Annotated in this window: 3 protein-coding genes; 1 reads left to right on the top strand and 2 read right to left on the bottom strand. The window is 61.6% G+C overall.

Going from position 1 to position 3,358, the window contains the following annotated elements:
* Positions 1 to 44: 44 nt before the first annotated feature.
* Entirely contained in the window at positions 45 to 2,273 is a 2,229-nt protein-coding gene (locus EN742_RS28800; RefSeq protein WP_126055719.1) for a bifunctional (p)ppGpp synthetase/guanosine-3',5'-bis(diphosphate) 3'-pyrophosphohydrolase, read from the bottom strand.
* Between the two features lie 123 nt (positions 2,274 to 2,396).
* Entirely contained in the window at positions 2,397 to 2,798 is a 402-nt protein-coding gene (rpoZ, locus tag EN742_RS28795; protein ID WP_126055720.1) for a DNA-directed RNA polymerase subunit omega, read from the bottom strand.
* 304 nt (positions 2,799 to 3,102) lie between these two features.
* On the opposite strand from rpoZ, the gene EN742_RS28790 reads away from it, so the two are divergent.
* The coding region (locus tag EN742_RS28790; RefSeq protein ID WP_128333554.1) for an NYN domain-containing protein at positions 3,103 to 3,358 on the top strand (256 nt) is incomplete at its 3' end.

Genomic DNA, 3,358 nt, shown 5'->3' with positions numbered 1-3,358 from the left:
ATTCACTATTCACTATTCACTATTCACTATTCACTATTCACTATTCATCCATTCACGCGCCTTGCATCGCTGACGCTCGAATTGTCCTTGAGCTGCGAGAGCAGCCGGTTCAGGTGCTTGAGATCCCAGACCTCAAGATCGATCAGCATTTCGGTGAAGTCGGGCGCGGTGCGCACCATCGACAGTGTATGGATGTTGGCATCGTTCGAGGCAACGACCTGGGCGATGTCGGCAAGCGAGCCCGGCGCATTGATGGCCGTGACCGAAATGCGCGCCGGGAAACGCTCCTTGGTGCGCTCGTCAATGTCCCAGCGCACATCGATCCAGCGCTCGGGCTGGTCGTCAAAGGCCTGCAGCGCCGGCGACTGGATCGGGTAAATGGTGATGCCGGTGCCGGGCTGGATGATGCCGACGATGCGGTCGCCAGGCACGGCACCCTCCGGCGCGAAGCGAACCGGCAAATCGCCGCGCACGCCGCGGATCGGAACCGCGCCATCGCGCGGCTGGTCCTTGTCCTTGCGCGCGGCGCGGCCGGGCATCTGGAACAGCATGCCGGCGGCGTTGCGGATCTTCGACCAGCCCTCCTCCCTCTGCTTGGGGGCGCCGACCGTGACGCGCTCGTCCTTATAGTCGGGGAACACCGCCTTCATGACGTCGGTCGAGGCCAGTTCGCCGCGGCCGACGGAGGCCAGCACGTCGTCAATGTCCTTGCGCGCCAGCCGGTGCAGCACCGGCTTCAGGCTCTCCTTGGTGAAATTCTTGCCGGCGCGTTCAAAGGCGCGCTCCAAAATGCGGGCGCCGAGGCCGGAATATTGCTTGCGGATGGCATTCTTGGTGGCGCGGCGGATGGCGGCGCGCGCCTTGCCGGTGACGACCACCGATTCCCAGGCCGCCGGCGGCACCTGCGCCTTGGAGCGGATGATCTCGACCTCGTCGCCATTCTTCAACTCCGTCATCAGCGGCATGATGCGGCCATTGACCTTGGCGCCAACGCACGTGTCGCCGACATCGGTGTGGACGGCATAGGCGAAGTCGATGGGGGTCGCGCCACGCGGCAGCGCGATCAGCATGCCCTTTGGCGTGAAGCAGAACACCTGGTCCTGGAAGAGCTCCAGCTTGGTGTTCTCGAGGAAGTCCTCCGGGTTGTCGCCTTCGGCCAGCTGCTCGATGGTGCGCCGCAGCCAGGCATAGGCGTTGGTCTCCTTCGAGATGGCATGGCCGGCGCCATTCGTCTTGCCGCCAGTATCCTTGTAGATCGAATGCGCGGCGACGCCGTATTCGGCGATCTTGTTCATCTCGCGGGTGCGGATCTGCAATTCGACGCGCTGGCGCGACGGGCCGACGATGGTGGTGTGGATCGAGCGGTAGTCGTTCTGCTTGGGAGTCGAGATGTAGTCCTTGAAGCGGCCGGGCACCATCGACCATGTCGTGTGGATGGCGCCGAGCGCCCGGTAGCAATCCTCGACGGTGTCGACGACGACGCGGAAGCCGAAGATGTCGGAAAGCTGCTCGAAGGAGAGCGCCTTGGCCTCCATCTTGCGGAACACCGACCACGGCTTCTTCTGACGGCTTTTGACGCTGGCCCTGATCGCATGCTTTTCGAACAGACCGGACAGCGCCTTTTCGATCTCGGTCAGAACGCCCTTGTTGCGCTCGAATATCTCGGCGAGCCTCGCGGTGACGGCGCGGTAGGCTTCCGGATTGATGTAGCGGAAGGCGATCTCCTCAAGCTCCTCGCGCATGCCCTGCATGCCCATGCGACCGGCGAGCGGCGCATAGATGTCCATCGTCTCCTCGGCGATGCGCAGGCGCTTGGCTTCGGGAACATGGTCGAGCGTGCGCATGTTGTGCAGGCGGTCGGCGAGCTTGACGAGCAGCACGCGCACGTCCTCGGAGATCGCCAGCAGGAGCTTGCGCAGGTTCTCCGCCTGCTCGGCCTTCTTGGAGACGAGGTCGAGCTTCTTGAGCTTGGTCAGGCCCTCGACCAGCTTGCCCATTTCCGGCCCGAACAATTCGTCGATCTCGGCCCTGGTCGCGGTGGTGTCCTCGATCGTGTCATGCAGCAGGGCAACCGCAATGGTCGCTTCGTCCATATGCATATCGGTGAGGATGGCGGCGACTTCGAGCGGATGCGAGAAATAGGGATCGCCGGAAGCGCGCTTCTGGTGGCCATGCTTCTGCATGGCGTAGACGTAGGCCTTGTTCAACAGCGCCTCGTTGACGTCAGGCTTGTAGCGCTGGACGCGCTCGACAAGCTCATACTGACGCATCATGGGCGGGATCTCTCGGTGCTGAAATGAATCATGCGCCGCACTGGTGTGCGGCGCATGTCATAGATAGCCACGAAACTGCCGATACGGAAGTGCCGGATGCTTGATCCAGGCAATTCTAAGAGCTTAGTAGTCGTCGCTCTTTTCCGGCGGCACCAAGCCTTCGATGCCGGCCAGAAGGTCTTCCTCGGTCATGCGGTCGAAAGCGATGTTGTCCTCGGCATCGTCGGCATCGGCCGTCGCGACGGCAGCACCGGTCTGGTCCGCGATCACCTCGCCGTCAGCTTCCGGCTCGTCGACCTCGACGTGCTTCTGCAGCGAGTGGATCAGGTCTTCCTTGAGATCGTCGGGCGACAGCGTCTCGTCGGCGATCTCGCGCAGCGCGATCACCGGGTTCTTGTCGTTATCGCGCGGCACGGTGATCTGCGCGCCCTGGCTGATCTGACGGGCGCGGTGGCCGGCCAGAAGCACGAGCTCGAAGCGGTTGTCGACCTTGTCGATGCAATCTTCAACGGTTACGCGGGCCATGAATTGCCCCTTTCATGCGATGGATTTGATGGAAAACAGGCGCGGTCCTTAACCTGAACGCCGCTAAAATACAAGCTTCTTGGCAAGGTGGTGCGGCTTCAGGGGTTATCCAGGCTCAGTGCGGGAAAAGACCCGCGACGATGGCACCGCCGATCACAATTGCTTGCGAGGCACCGACACTGCTTGGATTGCCGCAAAACTGGCGCTATCTCGGATGATAAGGCCGTATGGTCCATCATGGGGCCGCGGGCATGGTCGCCGATGCATTTAGACGACCGCCCATTTTGAAAAAGGACATTTTTCCATGTTCGACCCTCGTGAGAAAATCGCTCTTTTCATCGACGGCGCAAATCTCTATGCCACCTCGCGGGCGCTCGGCTTCGACATCGACTACCGCAAGCTTCTGTCGAGCTTCCAGAAGCGCGGCTATCTGTTGCGTGCCTACTACTACACGGCGCTGGTTGAGGATCAGGAATATTCCTCAATCCGGCCGCTGATCGACTGGCTCGACTATAACGGCTTCAAGGTGGTGACCAAGCCGGCCAAGGAATTCACCGACT

Origin of the sequence: Mesorhizobium sp. M4A.F.Ca.ET.020.02.1.1, assembly GCF_004022645.1 — a bacterium.
Classification (GTDB): domain Bacteria; phylum Pseudomonadota; class Alphaproteobacteria; order Rhizobiales; family Rhizobiaceae; genus Mesorhizobium.
This window is presented reverse-complemented; position numbering and strand designations above follow the sequence as displayed.